General features: G+C 65.2%; 19 protein-coding genes. 11 read left to right on the top strand and 8 right to left on the bottom strand.

The features are described from left to right. Positions 1-82 precede the first annotated feature (82 nt). Together rimO and JDO7802_RS09465 are read left to right on the top strand one after the other, a co-directional pair. Entirely contained in the window at positions 83-1,450 is a 1,368-nt protein-coding gene (gene rimO / locus JDO7802_RS09470) for a 30S ribosomal protein S12 methylthiotransferase RimO (RefSeq protein WP_055087187.1), read from the top strand. Continuing rightward, entirely contained in the window at positions 1,447-1,734 is a 288-nt protein-coding gene (locus JDO7802_RS09465) for a YrhK family protein (RefSeq protein ID WP_055084984.1), read from the top strand. The genes rimO and JDO7802_RS09465 overlap by 4 nt, the downstream gene beginning before the upstream one ends. A gap of 8 nt (positions 1,735-1,742) precedes the next feature. Here JDO7802_RS09465 and msrB read toward each other — a convergent pair whose 3' ends face one another. From msrB to JDO7802_RS09450, 3 genes are all read right to left on the bottom strand, one after another. After that, positions 1,743-2,237, bottom strand: a complete 495-nt coding sequence (gene msrB / locus JDO7802_RS09460) for a peptide-methionine (R)-S-oxide reductase MsrB (RefSeq protein ID WP_055084982.1) — start codon at positions 2,235-2,237, stop codon at positions 1,743-1,745. Positions 2,238-2,320: 83 nt separating this feature from the next. After that, the gene (locus JDO7802_RS09455) at positions 2,321-3,100 is read right to left on the bottom strand and encodes a CE1 family esterase (protein WP_055084981.1); all 780 of its coding nucleotides are present in this window, start codon (positions 3,098-3,100) and stop codon (positions 2,321-2,323) included. Between the two features lie 48 nt (positions 3,101-3,148). Beyond that, positions 3,149-3,862 (bottom strand): M48 family metallopeptidase, encoded by a 714-nt coding sequence (locus tag JDO7802_RS09450; protein ID WP_055087186.1) that lies wholly within the window; start codon positions 3,860-3,862, stop codon positions 3,149-3,151. 101 nt (positions 3,863-3,963) lie between these two features. Between JDO7802_RS09450 and JDO7802_RS09445 the strand changes: the two genes are divergently transcribed. Beyond that, positions 3,964-4,194: a DUF8831 family protein gene (locus JDO7802_RS09445; RefSeq protein WP_055084979.1), complete on the top strand. Its 231-nt coding sequence runs from the start codon at positions 3,964-3,966 to the stop codon at positions 4,192-4,194. 149 nt (positions 4,195-4,343) lie between these two features. Here JDO7802_RS09445 and JDO7802_RS09440 read toward each other — a convergent pair whose 3' ends face one another. The 4 genes from JDO7802_RS09440 to JDO7802_RS09425 all read right to left on the bottom strand — a co-directional run bounded on the left by JDO7802_RS09440 (position 4,344) and on the right by JDO7802_RS09425 (position 8,352). Beyond that, a complete protein-coding gene (locus tag JDO7802_RS09440; RefSeq protein WP_055087185.1) occupies positions 4,344-5,306 on the bottom strand; it encodes an acetyl-CoA carboxylase carboxyltransferase subunit alpha in 963 nt (320 codons plus the stop codon). A 156-nt stretch (positions 5,307-5,462) separates the two neighbouring features. Further along, positions 5,463-6,668, bottom strand: a complete 1,206-nt coding sequence (locus tag JDO7802_RS09435; protein WP_055084977.1) for a LytS/YhcK type 5TM receptor domain-containing protein — start codon at positions 6,666-6,668, stop codon at positions 5,463-5,465. Positions 6,669-6,744: 76 nt separating this feature from the next. Beyond that, entirely contained in the window at positions 6,745-7,707 is a 963-nt protein-coding gene (locus JDO7802_RS09430; RefSeq protein ID WP_055084975.1) for an L-malyl-CoA/beta-methylmalyl-CoA lyase, read from the bottom strand. Between the two features lie 87 nt (positions 7,708-7,794). Beyond that, positions 7,795-8,352 (bottom strand): TlpA family protein disulfide reductase, encoded by a 558-nt coding sequence (locus JDO7802_RS09425; RefSeq protein ID WP_245624162.1) that lies wholly within the window; start codon positions 8,350-8,352, stop codon positions 7,795-7,797. On the opposite strand from JDO7802_RS09425, the gene argH reads away from it, so the two are divergent. From argH to JDO7802_RS09395, 7 genes are all read left to right on the top strand, one after another. Continuing rightward, positions 8,351-9,751, top strand: a complete 1,401-nt coding sequence (gene argH / locus JDO7802_RS09420) for an argininosuccinate lyase (protein WP_055084973.1) — start codon at positions 8,351-8,353, stop codon at positions 9,749-9,751. The genes JDO7802_RS09425 and argH overlap by 2 nt on opposite strands. After that, positions 9,748-9,894: an argininosuccinate lyase gene (locus tag JDO7802_RS17965; protein ID WP_144430585.1), complete on the top strand. Its 147-nt coding sequence runs from the start codon at positions 9,748-9,750 to the stop codon at positions 9,892-9,894. The genes argH and JDO7802_RS17965 overlap by 4 nt, the downstream gene beginning before the upstream one ends. A gap of 118 nt (positions 9,895-10,012) precedes the next feature. Next, positions 10,013-10,675, top strand: coding sequence for an HAD family hydrolase (locus JDO7802_RS09415; RefSeq protein ID WP_083481226.1), 663 nt, complete (start codon positions 10,013-10,015; stop codon positions 10,673-10,675). Further along, entirely contained in the window at positions 10,672-11,400 is a 729-nt protein-coding gene (locus JDO7802_RS09410; protein WP_055084971.1) for a TauD/TfdA dioxygenase family protein, read from the top strand. Before JDO7802_RS09415 ends, JDO7802_RS09410 begins: the two co-directional genes overlap by 4 nt. 144 nt (positions 11,401-11,544) lie before the next feature. Further along, complete coding sequence (greA, locus tag JDO7802_RS09405; protein ID WP_055084969.1) at positions 11,545-12,015, top strand: transcription elongation factor GreA; 471 nt, start codon at positions 11,545-11,547, stop codon at positions 12,013-12,015. Between the two features lie 4 nt (positions 12,016-12,019). Next, positions 12,020-13,105: a hypothetical protein gene (locus JDO7802_RS09400; protein WP_245624161.1), complete on the top strand. Its 1,086-nt coding sequence runs from the start codon at positions 12,020-12,022 to the stop codon at positions 13,103-13,105. Positions 13,106-13,203: 98 nt separating this feature from the next. Further along, the gene (locus JDO7802_RS09395) at positions 13,204-14,178 is read left to right on the top strand and encodes a glutathione S-transferase family protein (protein WP_055084967.1); all 975 of its coding nucleotides are present in this window, start codon (positions 13,204-13,206) and stop codon (positions 14,176-14,178) included. A gap of 10 nt (positions 14,179-14,188) precedes the next feature. Here JDO7802_RS09395 and JDO7802_RS09390 read toward each other — a convergent pair whose 3' ends face one another. Continuing rightward, positions 14,189-14,587 (bottom strand): hypothetical protein, encoded by a 399-nt coding sequence (locus tag JDO7802_RS09390; RefSeq protein ID WP_055084965.1) that lies wholly within the window; start codon positions 14,585-14,587, stop codon positions 14,189-14,191. A 184-nt stretch (positions 14,588-14,771) separates the two neighbouring features. Here JDO7802_RS09390 and JDO7802_RS09385 point away from each other — a divergent pair, with 184 nt between their 5' ends. Then, complete coding sequence (locus JDO7802_RS09385) at positions 14,772-15,137, top strand: DUF1636 family protein (protein WP_055087182.1); 366 nt, start codon at positions 14,772-14,774, stop codon at positions 15,135-15,137. The last annotated feature ends 3 nt before the right edge of the window (positions 15,138-15,140 follow it).

Genomic DNA, 15,140 nt, shown 5'->3' with positions numbered 1-15,140 from the left:
CCCTGTCCGATGTGACGATGAATCGGGTGGCCGCGCGCCGCAAGGGGTTCCCCGGTCGCGGTGTGCGGCTTATGTGGCCTTCATGTCCCAGAACCCGCCCGATATCCGCCCCGACCTCGCCCCCCGTGCAACACTGCCGGTCGACGCGCGCCCCGGCCAGCCGAAGATCGGCATGGTGTCGCTGGGCTGCCCCAAGGCCCTGGTGGACAGCGAGCGTATTCTGACCCGCCTGCGGGCCGAAGGATATGCGATTTCGCCCGATTATGCCGGGGCCGAAGCGGTGATCGTGAACACCTGCGGCTTTCTCGATTCCGCCAAGGCCGAAAGCCTGGACGCCATCGGCGAAGCGTTGCGCGAAAACGGCAAGGTCATCGTGACCGGCTGCCTGGGGGCGGAGCCGGATTACATCACCGGCGCGCATCCCAAGGTCATGGCGGTGACGGGACCGCAGCAATACGAACAGGTGCTGGACGCCGTTCACGCCGTCGCCCCGCCGTCGCCCGACCCATTCATCGACCTGCTGCCCGCGTCGGGTGTTTCGCTGACACCGCGGCATTTCAGCTATCTGAAGATCTCCGAGGGCTGCAATCACAAGTGCAAGTTCTGCATCATCCCCGATATGCGGGGTCGCCTGGCGTCCCGCCCCGCCAAGGCCGTCCTGCGCGAGGCCGAAAAACTGGTCGAAGCGGGCGTGAAAGAATTGCTGGTCATCAGCCAGGACACCTCCGCTTACGGTACCGACTGGAAAGACCGCGCGGGGGCCGGAACGCATATCGTAAATCTGGCGCGTGATCTGGGGTCCCTGGGGGCCTGGGTCCGCCTGCACTACGTCTATCCCTATCCTTTCGTGCGCGACCTGGTGCCGCTGATGGCCGATGGCGCGATCCTGCCGTACCTCGACGTGCCGTTTCAGCACGCCCATCCCGACACCCTGCGCCGTATGGCCCGGCCCGCCCACGCCGAAAAGACGCTGGACCGGATCGCGGAATGGCGCGGCATCTGTCCCGACATCACCCTGCGTTCGACCTTCATCGTCGGCTATCCCGGAGAGACCGAAGCAGAATTTCAGACCCTGCTGGATTGGCTGGACGAAGCCCAACTCGACCGCGTCGGGGCGTTCCAATACGAAAACGTCTCCGGCGCCCGCTCCAACGCGCTGCCCGACCATGTGTCGGACGAGGTCAAGCAAGACCGGTTCGAGCGGTTCATGCAGAAGGCGCAGGGCATTTCGGCCGCCAAATTGGCGGCGAAGGTCGGAAGCCGGCAACAGGTCATCGTCGATACCGTCGACGCGGAAGGGGCCACCTGCCGAACCAAGGCGGATGCGCCCGAAATCGACGGCAACCTGTTCATCGATCAGGGGTACGAGTCGCTGTCGCCCGGCGACATCGTCATGGTGGAGGTGGACGAGGCGTCGGAATACGACCTTTGGGGACAGATCGCGCGATGACCCTGTTCCGCCACGCGAACCGTCAACGATCCGAGGCCACCAAAAGGGCCTACGCCAGGTTCGAGCTGCTGCGCACGGGCGTGGATTTTCTTGCGGCCATGCTGTTCCTGACCGGATCGATCCTATTCTTCTGGCCCGCGCTTGAAACCATCGCAATCTGGCTTTTCGTGGCCGGATCGATCTGCTTCGCGATCAAACCGACGCTGAAACTCTGGCGCGAGATCCATCTGGCCCGCCAAGGGCAGGTGCAGACATTGGCCGACCGGGAAAGATCGGCGGATTGACTGCAACGTCAGGCGATCTGGAAATCCAGCGCTGCGCCGTTGATGCAGTGCCGCTTCCCCGTCGGTTCGGGCCCATCGTCGAAAATATGCCCCAGATGCCCACCGCAATTGGAGCAATGCACCTCCGTCCGGGTGATCATGAGCGACCGATCCGGCTTGGTGCCGACATTCGCGGGGTCGATCGCCTGCCAGAACGACGGCCATCCCGTCCCGCTCTTGAATTTCGTGTCGGAGGCATAGAGCGGCTGCGTGCAGCCGCCGCAGACGAAGGTCCCCGCCCGCGTCTCGTCGTTCAGGGGGCTTGAAAACGGCCGCTCCGTCGCGCCTTCGCGCAGGACGGCGAATTCCTCCTCGCTCAACCGCGCGCGCCATTCCTCTTCCGACAGCATCAGGGGAAACTCGCCCTGCGCCTTGGTATCGTTGCCCAAGACTCCGTATGCGGCCAGACCGCCGGCCCCCAGAATAGCTGCGCCCCCCAGCAGGATCGTGCGTCGATTGGGCATCGGGTTCTCCTCTTGAATGGGACGTGGACGAACGCGCGGACCATCCGTGCCGTTCCGCGCAGCCTGCCGTCGCGGCCCCGGGCTTATCCCTGCGGATCCAGAATTTCCTGCAGATGCCGCGCGACCCAGTTGCGGGGGATTAGGTGGCTGGCCGAGTGGATGTCCATCGTCAGAAGGCCCGCATCGCAATCCCATTCGCGGCGGTCCTGCGTCAGATACGGCACGCTTTTCCAGTCGAACTGCCGCGCCTGTGGCCCGCATCCCATCTCATCCTTCCACAGCGCGACCGCCTGCGTGGGATCGCCGCCGGGACCATAGGGAAAGTCCAGAACGGTGTCGGTCGTGCCATGGACATGGCTGACGCGATCGGGTGTTCCGGCGCAGGGCGTGCCCGGCGGAAAGGCCCCTGCGATCAGAAGAAGCGCATCGATCCGCGCGCCGCCGTCGCAGGCGAACCGTGCGGCCATCAGCGCGCCCCAGCTGTAGCCCGAAACGATCAGCGGCTGTCCTTGGATTGGATAGCGCGCGGCGACATCGGCCAGCACCGCACGCGTGAAATCGGTGTCCGGCGATCCGCTGCGCCTGAAATCCCAGGTCCGCCCCAGCCCGTTCGGAGCCACGAACAGAACACCGGCCGCCTCTGCCGCGCCGCCGGTGCGCGGGCTTTGAACCGGGACCTGACCCTGCCGGCCCCAGCCGTGGAAGTGCAGCAGGACGGGAAGCGGGCTGACCCCGTCCCAGCCTGCGGGTTCGCGCAGATGATACCCGCGGTCACCAAGGGTGCATTCATCGACGCCCGTGCAGGCGGCGGCGGGCGTAGCCAACATCAAAATCGCGGCCGTCAGGCAGGCAAGGACCTTCATGGATCGATGCCTGCCAGTCCCGCGCCCGCACCGCCAATCACAAGCGTGTCAAAGCCCGGCCGCCGTGCGACGCACGATGTCGATGCGGTCGGCGTTGGGCGGGTGCGTGCCCAGGAAACGGTCGCCCGGATCGGGGATGCGCGTAAAGAACGCCGCACCCCGCACCGGGTTGTAGCCCGCGCGGCTGGTGATGATCGTGCCCAGCGCGTCCGCCTCCAACTCATGATCCTTGGAGAAGCGACGCGCGCCGACGCCCGCCGAAATCCGGCTGATTTCCTGCGCTGTGGAGGCATTGGCCCCCGCGACGCTGGCGATCAACCCACCGACCAGCGCGCCGGTCGAAGCCGCCTGACGCTGCCGGGCGATATGCTGTTCGATGTGATGCGCGCTTTCGTGGCCGATCACGAAGGCAATCTCGTCGGCGTTGCGCGCGTCCGCAATCAGCGCCTGCGTGAAGGTCAGGACCGGGCGGCCGGATCGATCCAGCGACTGGAAGGCGTTGGGCGGCGCGTTTCTGTTTGGGTCCACCTGAATCTTGAAGTCACAGTTCACGCCGGTCGTGCGCTGGCGACAAACACTCTCGGCCACCGGTTCGACCCGGCGAACGGCGGTCGCGAAATTCGCGCTGGCGGTGGAGCCGCTGACGCGTGCCGGCTCCGCGCCGGAGGTCTGGGGGGCCGTGGGCGTGGCCGGACCGGGTTCAACGGCCACACAAGCCGAAACAAGGGCCGCGACGGCGAGAGGAAAAATAATGGATCGCATGGAAATTCCCAAATCGTTCGATACTCTACCGTGATATAGGCCGCCGTGATCGGATGTCAGCGCGTCGCGCCGGTTCGCCATCCATTTGCGGAGATTTGCCAGTGTTCTCGATCGAGCATGAATTCGACGCGACCGTCATCACCCTCGTCGACGAAGGGGAGGCGGATCGCGCGCCGTCGGACGATGTCGTCGTGTCAGCCTTTGAGGATTGCGTGACCCTGACGCAACCCGATCCGCGCACCGGGACCCCCGTGAACGTCACGCTGACGATGGGACAATTGCACGATCTGGTAACGGCGCTGAACCTGCCCGAAGGTGTCTATCGCCGGTAGCGATCCCGGGTCGTATCGGGGCCAGACGGCACGTCAGACCGGGCCCCGACCCCGACGGCGCAATGCGCTTCGGTTCCAAGGATTGGCCAGAACCGAGGTCGATTGACCTCCCGCAGTCCGGTGTCGACGCCGTCCGAACGCGCGCCGTGTCAGGCGGCGAGGCCCTTGGACCCCATCCCGAGGAATTTCGTGCGCCGCGCGGCCCGCACGTCGTCGGCCGACTTTCCGTCGAACTCGGTCAGCATCGCGGACAACGCTTTGCCAACGGACGCGATGGTCGCCGCGCGGTCGCGGTGGGCCCCGCCCAGCGGTTCCGACACGATCCGGTCGATGACCGACAGTTTGAGCAGATCCTGGGCCGTCAGGCGCAGGGCCTCCGCGGCCTCGCGCATCTTGTCGGCGTCCTTCCACAGGATCGACGCACAGCCCTCGGGCGAGATGACGGAATAGATCGAGTGCTCCAGCATCGCGACGCGGTTGGCGGTAGCGAAGGCGACGGCCCCGCCCGATCCACCTTCGCCCACGATCAAAGACACGAGCGGCACGCCGAGGCGGAGACAGGCCTGCGTCGACCGTGCGATCGCCTCGGATTGGCCCCGTTCCTCCGCGCCCTTGCCGGGATAGGCGCCCGGCGTGTCGATCAGCGTGACGACCGGCAAGCGGAACCGATCGGCCATTTCCATCAGGCGGATCGCCTTGCGGTACCCTTCGGGCCGCGCCATGCCGAAATTCCGTTCGATCCGAGTGCGCGTGTCGTGGCCTTTTTCATGACCGATCACCATGACCGCACGCCCGTCCAACCGCGCCAGACCGCCCATCACCGCGTGATCGTCGGCGAAGTTGCGATCCCCGGCCAGCGGCGTCCAGTCGGTGAACAAGACGTCGATGTAATCCTTGCAATGCGGCCGATCGGCGTGGCGGGCGACCTGCGCTTTTTGCCAAGGGGTCAATCCCTTGTAGAGCGTGGCCAGCATGTCGCGGGCCTTGACGTCCAGCTGCGTGGCTTCCTTCTCGACGTCGACGGTCGCGTCGGCGCGGCCCATCGCGCGAAGCTCCTCGGCCTTGCCTTCAATCTCCGACAGCGGCTTCTCGAAATCCAGGTATTGTGTCATGGCGATATCCCCGCGTCCGTTGCCCCCCGATATGGCGGTCCCGCGCGCGTGATGCAACATGAGGGCGCAGACCGCGACGCACCGAAGTGCCGGGTCAGTTTGGGATGCCGTATCCCCCAGGTTTTGGCCCCGAAACGCCTGAGCACCTTGCCGCCGTCATGACACGTCGAGGCGCGCGGCGAGCAGCCGGTCGAACGTAGAGAAGAGCTCGCTCTGCGGTCCGAACATGCGCGCGGGGGCAGACGCGACGACGGGACTGCGCCGGCGACGTAGCGCTTGGGCGAGGGTGGGGGTCAGGACGGGCCCGGACTGTCCGACGATCTTGATGTCTGCCGGGGACAGGTCGGCGACCAGCCGTTCCAAGGTCGGCAGCTGTCGATAGTGCCTGACGTCGAGATCGAGAACCAGACGGAACGGGGTCATGCCCGGCATCGCAATGGAAGTGGACGACACCTCCCGGCGGATCTGTGTGAGAAGATCGCGCGCGCCTTCGGCGTCGACCTTGGGGATCGCCATGACCACCAGATCTTCTTGGGCCCATCCGACGATGCCACCCGCCGGCATGACGGCCGCAAGGCGTTCATGGAACATCTTCATCGCTGCAATGTCCGCATCCTTGCCCCAGAACCGTGCGAGCGCGCCCTGAAACCTGATACGGATCCCGAATGCGGAGGCGGGACCATGCAGAGATCCCGTTGCGGAAGATTGGTTCAACGACCATTCAAAGGCTTCCGGTGCCATCAGACCTTTGCCGATCGTGAAGCCGGCTGTCCGCGTCAAGGTCTCCACCCGTCGGATCTGTTTGCGTTCACGTTCCAACAGGGCACCGACGATCGGAATGGCGACGAAGTTCAATCCGATGAGAAGCGGAGCCGCATTGAACAGGAACCAGATCATCAGGTCGAGCGGCAGCAGCACGGCCCCGATCAAATGGAGCGACGCCGCCGCGCCCAGCGCGACCAGTGCCATGACCCCACGTTCGCGTCCTCGGGTCACTCCCTGCCACAGAAGTCCGACGCCGCCTGCGATGGTCATTGCGGCCAAGGCCGACAACATACCGACGCCGCCGATGTCGATCCGCGCCAGAGCCGCGATCACAATGCATGGCAAAAGCCCGCGGCCGCCCAGAAAGGCCCCCGCCAGAACGAGGGGGACGTTGCGCATATCGATGATCATCCCGGGATAGACTTCGACCGGATTGTGCATCTGAACGAAGGCGATGAGGCCGAAAAGAATGCCGAGAATCGGTTCGAGCCAGCGTTTGTCGAGCAAGACGCGGTGCAATCCGCCGTAGGCGACGGACAACATCGCAAGAATGGCGAGCGATCCCGAAAAATCGATCAGAACTGGTCCAGTCAGCATCGCGTCCTCCACATCCGTGCAAACCCGCTGTTGAAGGACAAAAGTTAAGCAGGCGCTAAAACCGCAGGGGATGGATTCAATTGCCCGCAATCATTTCCGATTGACGCACGACAACCTCGGCCTGCTTGATCGATGCGATGTCCACCAAACGCCCCTTGTAAACCGTCGCCCCCGCCCCGGCGGCCTTGGCGTCTTCCATGGCGGCCAGAATCTCGCGCGCTTCGGCGACTTTTTCGTCGGAAGGTGTGAACACTTCGTTGGCAAGCGCGATCTGCTTGGGGTGGATCGCCCATTTTCCGACCATGCCCAGCACCGCCGAGCGTCGCGATTGCGCGCGGTAGCCTTCGTCGTCGCTGAAATCCCCGAACGGGCCATCGACCGGCAGGACTCCATGCGTTCGGCACGCCGCGACGATCGCCGCCTGCGCCCAGTGCCACGGGTCCGCCATGTGGTGTGCGCCGCCCTGGGCCAGCATGTAGTAATCGTCCTGCGTGCCGCCGATGCCGGTCGTCTGCATCCCCATCGACGCCGCGAAATCCGCAGCCCCGAGCGACATCGCGGCAAGTCGAGGCGAACTGGCCGCGATCTCCTCGACGTGGGCCAGGCCCGCGGCGCTTTCGATGATGACCTCGAAGGTGACCGCCTTGCTGCGCCCCTTGGCCGTCTCGATCGCCGTGACCAGTGCGTCGACCGCATAGACATCGGCGGCACAGCCCACCTTGGGGATCATGATCTGATCCAGCCGGTCGCCCGCCTGTTCCAACAGGTCAACGACGTCGCGGTACCAATACGGGGTATCGAGCCCGTTGATACGCACTGACAGCACCTTGGTGCCCCAATCATGCGCGCCGATGGCCTCGATCACGTTGGCGCGGGCCGACTCCTTGTCCGAAGGGGCGACCGAGTCTTCCAGATCCAGATTGATGACATCCGCCGCCGATGCCGCCATCTTCGCGAACAACTTGGTGTTCGAGCCGGGCCCGAACAGCTGGCACCGGTTCGGGCGGGCGACGGGGGCGGGCTGCAGGCGGAAGCTCATGGATATCTCCGGGACATAATCTTGCGTGAATACGGTATGACCGCGCTACAATGTGTCCTCCCCGACTGCAAGCGCCGCGGTGCGGCATTACTCCGCCAGATAGGCCTCCATCACTTTCAACATCTCGGGCGCGGCCCAGTCGGCCGTCCCGATCAGCTGCGCCACGATGCGGCCCTGTCGGTCCAGAACGAAAGTATGCGGCAACCCCCGCACCCCCATGCCGCGCGCCATTTCGGACGCGGGATCGACGTGCAGCGGCAGCGACGTCACGCCCGTCTCGGACCAAAATTTCTTCATCGCCATGGGGTTGTGGCGTCCGAAGGCCATCGTCACCACCTCCAGGTCGCTTCCGCCCATCAGGTCCTGCAATGCCTGCAGCGACGGCATTTCCTCCCGGCAGGGCGCGCACCAGGTGGCCCAGAAATTCAGGACGACGACCTGACCGTGATACATCGACAGATCCCCGATCTCTCCGTCGGCGTCGACGAACGCGGTGATCGCGGGGGCATGGGGCTCCAAAATCTCGAGCTTCGACATGTCGCCAGTCAGAAGGTCTGCGTCGATCTCCGCCAGCGCGGGGGTGGCGAGGGCGAGGGTCAGGCCGTATAGCAGCCCGGTAAGGTTCCGCAGCAAGAGGCACTCCATGTCGACGTCGTCCGATTTCAGCTCGAACAAGATGTGGGGCGGCCGGTTCGCGGAAGGCCCGGATGCGATCATGGAGGCGATCAACGCCTCGATCGGATACGACCGTCGCATGGCCCCGCAGGACATCGAAGGCAGCCGGGCCCATGCCGCGATGCTGGCCGCGCAGGGTATCATCACCGATACGGATGCAAAGGCGATCCGGGAAGGCCTTCTCACGGTGTTGTCAGAAATCGAAGGCGGGACGTTCAATTTTTCGACCGCGCTGGAAGACATCCACATGAATGTGGAGGCCCGCCTGACGGAGATCGTCGGCCCCGCCGCGGGTCGCCTGCACACCGCGCGGTCGCGCAACGATCAGGTCGCGCTGGATTTCCGCATGTGGGTGCGCGATCAATGCGACGCCGCCATCGACGCGCTGCCCCGCCTGATGCGCGCCCTCGTCGCGCAGGCCGAGAGTGGGGCCGATTGGGTCATGCCCGGCTTCACCCATCTGCAGACGGCACAGCCCGTGACCTGGGGCCATCACATGCTGGCCTACGTGGAGATGTTCGGCCGCGACCTGTCGCGCTTCGAGGATGCACGCAAACGCATGAACGAATGTCCCTTGGGCACCGCGGCCCTTGCCGGCACGTCGTTTCCCATCGACCGGGACATGACGGCCGCCGCCCTTCGCTTCGATCGCCCCGCCGCCAATTCGCTCGACGCGGTCGCGGACCGGGATTTCGCGCTGGAGTTCCTGTCGGCCAGTTCGATCTGCGCCATGCACCTGTCGCGTCTGGCCGAGGAGTTGGTGATCTGGTCGTCGGCTCAGTTCCGCTTCGTCCGCTTGTCGGACCGCTGGTCCACCGGCTCATCCATCATGCCGCAAAAGCGTAATCCTGACGCCGCCGAGCTGTTGCGCGCCAAGATTGGGCGCATTTTCGGGGCGCAGACGGCGCTGCTCATGGTGATGAAGGGTCTGCCGCTGACCTATTCCAAGGACATGCAGGAAGATAAGGAACAGGTCTTCGACGCCGCCGACTCCCTGATGCTGGCGCTGGCCGCCATGACCGGGATGGTCGGCGACATGATGGGCCAGAAGGACAACTTGGAGGCCGCGGCCTCCTCCGGCTTCTCCACCGCGACCGACCTTGCCGATTGGCTTGTGAGAGAGGCGGGGCTGCCGTTCCGCGATGCACATCACGCCACCGGGGCACTGGTCAAGATGGCCGAAGATGCGGGCATCGACCTGCCCGATCTGACGCTCGATCAGATGCAATCGGTGAACGACAAGATCACTGCGGGTGTCTTCGACGTGCTGGGCGTGCATAATTCAGTGGCGTCGCGCACGTCCTATGGCGGGACCGCGCCCGAAAATGTCCGGGCACAGGTCGCCCGCTGGAAAGAGAGTCTCGCATGATCCGCATCTTGCCCTTCGTCCTCCTCCTCGCTGCCTGCGGCGTCGACGGCGCGCCCGTTCCTCCGTCGGACGTCGAGGAGCGCCCCGCGACCGGTTTCACCCTCAGCGGCAGCGCCGAGGTCGGGATTGGCCGGCGGTTCTGAAGCCGTCGCCACGTCAACGCCTTGACCGACCGCAAGATGCCCTAAATCGATGATTGAACGACGCTCACCCGGCCGCGCCAATTTTACGGCAAGGCAACCTGCAATGCGAGATCATGCCATGAAAGCCCTGTTGCTCGGGTCCATCGGGACCCTGTCCGACACGTCCGAACTCCAGCGCGAGGCGTTCAACGCGGCCTTCCTGCGCCACGGCCTCGATTGGTCCTGGGACCGGGACGATTACCGCGACATGCTGCGCGCCTCGGGTGGTCAGGATCGGATCGAGACGCAGGCCGCGGCAGAGGGCATCTCCGTCGATGCCGCCGCCATTCACGCGACCAAATCCGCCATGTTCCAAGAAATGCTAAACCAGGGCCGCGCCGACCCGCGCCCGGGCGTGATGGACGCGATCGAACGCGCCCGGGCCGACGGCACGAAGCTTGGCTTTGTCACAACCACCAGCCGCGCAAACGTCGACAGCGTGCTGGCCGCGCTCGACATCGTACCCGAGACCTTCGACATCATCACCAGCAGCGACGACGTCACCCACGGCAAACCGGCCTCGGAAGTTTACCACCTTGCGGCCGAGCGATTGGCCGTATCGCGTGCCGATTGTACCGTGGTCGAGGACAATGTGGGCGGCGTCCGGGCGGCACTTGATGCGGGCATGGCCTGCATCGCATGGCCGAACGAAAACACTGCCGACCACGACTTCGGCGGCGTTCGGGTGGCGGGCACGAACCTGGGCGACACGCTCTACCCCGCGACGGCGGACGCCCGATGACCTGGCAGGCCGCGCGCTGCGCCCTTGATGCGACGGCGGCGCTCGCGGCTTTGGCGGACCACGGCGTCGTCGTGATCGAAGGAGCAGGTGTCAGCGACGACGACTTCGTCACCTTTCTCGAAGCGATGGGGCCGCTGACCTTCACCGAAGGGGAGCCGGCGCTGGGCGGGCAGCCCAAGTTGAATTTTGTCACCAACGTGGGCCGCAAGACCCCGCCACGCAGCGTCTTTCACACCGACACCAGCTATGTCTCCAACCCGCCCGCCTTCACCGCGCTCAAGGCGGAGATGATCCCGGCTTCGGGCGGGGAGACGGTGTTTACCAACCAGTTCGATGCCTTCGAACGTCTGTCCCCCGATCTCAAGCTGCGCCTGCGCGGCGCGCGCGTGTTGCACAAGGCGACCGGCGTGTCGGACCCGACGCAGACCTGGCATCCCCTGTTCCGGCGGCATCCGGTGTCGGGCCGCACCGCCTTGTTCCTGTCGACGCCCGAACGCTGCGTCGATCTCGAACTCGTCGACGGCACCCGACAGGCGGCGCTGATCGAAGCGCTCTATGCCCATTCGATCGACCCTGCGTACGAATGGCGGCACGTCTGGGCGGACGGCGACATCGTGATCTGGGACAACCGCTGCACCCTGCACAAGGCGGATCATTCGGCCGTCGTCGGTGACCGGGTCCTGCACCGTGGCATGGTCGCCGGCGAGGTGCCGATCGCGGCCTGACCGGTCCGATCCGACACAGGCCTGCAATACTTTCGCCCCCGCTCGCGAAACGCGTGGCGGGGGCATTGCGCCTTGGCGCGCCGGTGATAGTCTCTCGCGCAACCAGAACATCGGGCGCATGAACCGCCCGGCAGGAGAACCCTCATGGAAAAATTTCCCATGACGCCGCGGGGCCTCAGCGCCCTGCAGACCGAGTTGAAGCAACTCAAATCGGTGGAGCGGCCGGCCATCATCCGCGCCATCGCCGAAGCGCGTGAGCATGGCGACCTTTCGGAGAATGCCGAATATCACTCCGCCCGCGAAAAGCAGTCCTTCATCGAAGGCCGCGTGAAGGAATTGGAGGGGCTGATTTCGCTGGCCGAGGTCATCGACCCCGCCAAGATGTCCGGCTCCATCAAGTTCGGCGCGACGGTGACCCTCATCGACGAGGAAACCGAGCAGGAAAAGGTCTACCAGATCGTGGGTGAGCAGGAGGCCGACATCGAAAACGGCCTGCTCAACATCAAATCCCCCCTCGCCCGCGCTCTTATCGGCAAGGAGGACGGCGACTCGGTCGAGGTGCGCACGCCCGGCGGAACCCGCGACTACGAAGTCGCCAAAGTCGAATACAAGTAAGCCCGTGTCCGCGACCGCCCCCTCCGATATCCGGACGGAACCGCGCGCGTCTTCCGCACCCGACCTTGAAAATCCGCTGCGCCGGCGACGTCTGACGTTGCGACCGGGCGGGTCGGACGCCCCGACCGCGACGCGCCGCCCGGTCGGCCCCTCCCCGATCGAGATCGCGGCCCTCGTCTTCACGCTGGCCTGGCTGGGACTGGTGGGGTGGTTTTTCCTGACGTTGCAGGGCGACCCCGATCGGATCACCCCGGCCACCCCACTGTCTGTGATGACGACGATCCTGGCCGTTTTTCTGCCCGTCGCCCTTGTGTGGGTGGCGGTGTCGGCGGCGCGCACGGCGCAGACCATGCGCGAGGAAAGCGCCCGCCTGCGCACTTCCATGGACACGATGCGCGACAGCAACGCGGCGCATCAGAAAGAGTTGCGCGAAGCGCTCAGCCGCGATCTGGATACGCGGCTCGCCCAACTCGACACGGCCCATGCCGTTCTGGCGGCGGAGCTTGCCGCCCTGCAAAGGCCGGCCGAACCCGCGCCCGTCCTGACGGCCCCCGCCCGCCCGGCCGCGCCGCCGCCCCGGCAGACCACGCTGGCGCTCGGGACGGAACCGCTTGCCGAACCGGTCCCGCCCGAAGATTTCGTGCGCGCGCTCAATTTCCCCGACAATGACCGCGACCTGGAGGGGTTCGAGGTTCTGCGCCGCGCCCTGCGCCACCATGAGACCGCCCGCCTGGTCACCGCGTCGCAGGACCTGCTGACGCTTCTGGCGCAGGACGGCATCTATATGGACGATCTGACTGTGCACCGGGCCGATCCCGTCCTGTGGCGGGCCTTCGCCGACGGCACCCACGGCGCGGAGGTTGCGGCACTGGGCGGGATCAAGGACCGCTCCTCCCTTGCGCTGACGTCGGGGCGGATGAAGGACGATACGGTGTTCCGCGACGCCGTCCACCACTTCCTGCGCACCTTCGATCAGGTGTTTCCCCGCTTTGCCGACATCGCCACCGATCGGGAGATCATGGCCTTCGCCGACACCCGAACGGCGCGCGCGTTCATGGTGTGCGCGCGGGTCGCGGGCACCTTCGACTGACCCCGCATCACCGCGCAGCACCTGCGCGCCGCCGTCGCTTTACCCACGTCGGCAACCGTCTACCTTTCCTGTGACATTTGCAGACACCGGGAGACTTCATGGGACAGCTGGTCGACGGCACATGGCACGACACATGGTATGACACGAAGTCCTCGGGCGGCAAATTCGTCCGCTCGACGGCCGGTTTCCGCAATTGGGTCACCCCGGACGGACGCGCCGGACCATCGGGCGATGCGGGCTTCGCGGCGCAGGCGGACCGCTACCACCTGTATGTCTCGCTCGCCTGCCCCTGGGCGCACCGCGCGCTAATCTTTCGCAAACTGAAAGGGTTGGAAGATCTGATCGGCGTGTCCGTCGTCCACCCCGACATGCTCAGCGATGGCTGGACGTTTCAGACCGACGATCACGGGGCCACGGGCGACCGCCTGTTCGGCCTGCCCTTCATGCGCGACATCTACACCCGTGCCAAACCCGACGTGTCCGGTCGGGTGACGGTGCCAGTGCTATGGGACAAGGCGCAGGGCACGATCGTGTCGAACGAATCCTCCGAGATCATACGGATGTTCAACTCCGCCTTCGATGGGCTGACGGGCGACACGCAGGATTTCTATCCCGAACCGTTGCGTGCGGAAATCGACCGCATCAACGACCGCGTCTATTCGGACGTGAACAACGGCGTCTATAAATCGGGCTTCGCCACAAGCCAGGCGGCCTACGACGAGGCGGTGACGACCCTGTTCGACGCGATGGACTGGCTGGAGGATCTGCTGGGCCAACGCCGCTACCTTGCCGGTGACATCCTGACCGAAGCCGACTGGCGGCTGTTCACCACGATGGTCCGCTTCGATCCGGTCTATCACCTGCATTTCAAATGCAACCGCAAGCGGCTGATCGATTATCCCAACCTCTGGGGTCACACGCGGGAGCTGTTTCAGATGCCCGGCATCGCCGACACGGTGGGCATGGAGCATATCGTGCGCCACTATCACTACAGTCACGAGACGATAAATCCGCATCGGATCATCCCCATCAACCCGGTCATCGACTGGATGGCACCGCACGGTCGCGGCTGACGCGCCGCGATCAGGCCAGGGTCATTCGATGTCCCGCGTGGAAGGCGATCAGCGCCAGCAGATCGCGCCGGGGCGTCTGGTGCGAGATGAGCGCCGCCGCATTGCCGACATGGCCGAACAACGACCCGTCTGCCATCAGCTTGCCAGCCCCCAGCAGGATCACCGGCGTCTGCGGTCGGCGGTAATTGCAGAAATCAGCGACCGCGAGGGGGCTGCCCTCGCGCAGCGACAGGTCGATCACCACGACCGCCGGGTCCGCTTCGCAGATGCAAAGGGCGGCACCATGTTGATCGGCGGCCCGCATCAGGGTCATCCGCTCGGCCGACAGGGCGGCGCGCGCCGCGTCATATTCGGCTTCGCTGACAAAGCATTTGCCGACGGCCAGAACAATTGGTCCAGGACGAATCATATCGATTGCCTTTCGCGGTAACACCGCAGGAACCCCTTCCCGGGGCAAAACTTGCACCACAAAACCTAACGAAGTGTTAAAGGCGCTTTTGTGTCGAATGACGCGCGACTTCGTGCCGATTGCCCCCCGCCGGACCCCGGTCTATCGGTGGGCAACCGCCACCCCGATCTTCCCCGGAGAGCCGATGACCACCACGATCACGATATGCGACACCTGCAAGCACGACGGTTGGGATGCGACATCTGGCGCGACCGACGGAGAGACCTTGGCCGCGCTGATCGAAGCGGCGGCCCATGACACCCCCGGCGTCGCGACGCGTCGGCATTCGTGCCTGATGGGGTGCACCAACGCCTGCAACGTCACGGTGCAGGGCGCGGGCAAGATGAACTACACCCTGGGGCGATTCGATCCGACGGCCGAGGCGGCGCAGGGCATCGTCGATTACGCCGCAAAACATGCCGCCGCGGACACCGGCGTGGTGCCGTTCCGTGAATGGCCCCTGCCGATCAAGGGACATTTCGTGACCCGTCATCCACCGCTTACCGACTGACCC

The sequence above is a fragment of the Jannaschia donghaensis genome (genome assembly GCF_001403795.1).
GTDB lineage: Bacteria > Pseudomonadota > Alphaproteobacteria > Rhodobacterales > Rhodobacteraceae > Jannaschia > Jannaschia donghaensis.
Note: the sequence above shows the minus strand (reverse complement) of the source record. Positions and strands in the feature narration are given on the sequence as shown.